Source organism: Frankia sp. CcWB2 (assembly GCF_977927585.1).
This window is the reverse complement of sequence record NZ_CDWRCM010000121.1, coordinates 1-1,531: the sequence shown is the minus strand read 5'-3', so window position 1 is coordinate 1,531 and position 1,531 is coordinate 1. Positions and strand designations below refer to the sequence as shown.

Sequence of the window (1,531 nt, the reverse complement as noted above, 5' to 3'; positions counted from 1 at the left end):
CGGGAACGCCCTTGCCCTCCTCGAAGACCCGCCGTACCAGGTGACCCGGCCCCTTTGGAGCGACCATGAACACGTCGACGCCGGCCGGCGGCTCGATGAGCCCGTAGCGGATGTTGAAGCCGTGCCCGAACGCCAGCGCCTTGCCCGCGGTGAGGTGCGGGGCGATGGACTCCGCGTAGATCGTGCGATGGGTGGTGTCCGGGGTGAGCAGCATGATGATGTCGGCCTCGGCGGACGCCTCCGCCGGGGTGAGGACCCGCAGGCCCTCCTCCTCGGCCCTGGCCCGGCTGCGGCTGTCCGCCGGCAGGCCGACCCGCACGTCGACGCCACTGTCGCGCAGGTTCAGCGCGTGCGCGTGGCCCTGGCTGCCGTAGCCGATGACGGCGACCTTACGGTCGGCCAAGACGTCCAGCGAGGCGTCGTCGTCGTAGTAGATCTCGACCATCGTAGGGAATCTCCTCGTTGAGTGGATAGGAAAAAGACGCGCGACGGTCCCGGTCAGGCCGGGCGGTCGACCGCTCGCAGGCTGCGATCGGTGATCGAACGCGATCCGCGACCGAGTGCCACCAGGCCGGACTGGACCAGTTCCCGGATTCCGAACGGCTCCAGCATGCGGATGAGGGCGTCCAGCTTGTCGCGGGTTCCCGTCGCCTCGATGGTGACGGCGTCCTGGGCGACGTCGACCACCTTGGCACGGAACAGAGCGACCGTCTCGAGGACCTGGGACCGCACCGACAGGTCGGCGCGCACCTTCACGAGCATCAGCTCACGTTGCACCGAGGCGGAGGTATCCATCTCGACGATCTTCAAAACATTGATCAGCTTGTTAAGTTGCTTGGTCACCTGTTCCAGCGGCAGGTCCTCCACGACGACGACGATCGTCATCCGGGAGATGTCGGGCTGCTCGGTCGGCCCGACCGCGAGTGACTCGATGTTGAACCCGCGCCGGGAGAACAGGCCCGAGACCCGGGCCAGCACCCCGGGCTTGTTCTCCACCAGCACGGACAGGGTGTGGCGGGTCATCAGAGGTTCACCTCGGCGTCGCCGGAGTAGTCGAAGTCCGGCGCCGTGTCGCGCGCGATGCGGATGTCGTCGTTGCTGGCGCCGGCGGCGACCATCGGCCACACCATGGCGTCGGGATGCACGACGAAGTCCACCACGACCGGGGCGTCGTCGATCGCCATCGCCTTCTCGATCGTCGCGTCGACATCCGCCGCCGTCTCGCAACGCAGCCCGACGCAGCCCAACGCCTCGGCCAGCCGGACGAAGTCGGGCACCCGCACCCTCCTGGACGCGGCTGCGCCCCGCCCAGACGCCCCTGCGCCGCCGGTCCGCGGGGAGTCCGGGTGCGTCCCGAGCTCCGTGTTGGAGTACCGCTTGTCGTAGAACAGGGTCTGCCACTGGCGGACCATGCCGAGCGACCCGTTGTTGATGACGGCAACCTTGATGGGGATCCCCTCCAGCGCGCAGGTCGCAAGCTCCTGGTTGGTCATCTGGAAGCAGCCGTCACCGTCGACGGCCCACACCGTGG

3 protein-coding genes are annotated in these 1,531 nt (G+C 68.3%); all 3 read right to left on the bottom strand.

The genetic code is table 11. The features are described 5' to 3' along the window. Positions 1-445 (bottom strand): NAD(P)-dependent oxidoreductase (locus ACY45C_RS13660; protein WP_462187990.1); only part of this gene is annotated, 445 nt, incomplete at its 3' end. Positions 446-498: 53 nt separating this feature from the next. Continuing rightward, complete coding sequence (gene ilvN, locus ACY45C_RS13655; RefSeq protein ID WP_462187989.1) at positions 499-1,023, bottom strand: acetolactate synthase small subunit; 525 nt, start codon at positions 1,021-1,023, stop codon at positions 499-501. Continuing rightward, the coding region (locus ACY45C_RS13650) for a thiamine pyrophosphate-dependent enzyme (protein WP_462187988.1) at positions 1,023-1,531 on the bottom strand (509 nt) is incomplete at its 5' end. The genes ilvN and ACY45C_RS13650, both read right to left, overlap by 1 nt.

What these genes read in the sequence shown, in the direction of transcription:
- ilvN (WP_462187989.1), bottom strand. Translation starts at nt 1,023, where the DNA reads ATGACCCGCCACACCCTGTCCGTGCTGGTGGAGAACAAGCCCGGGGTG.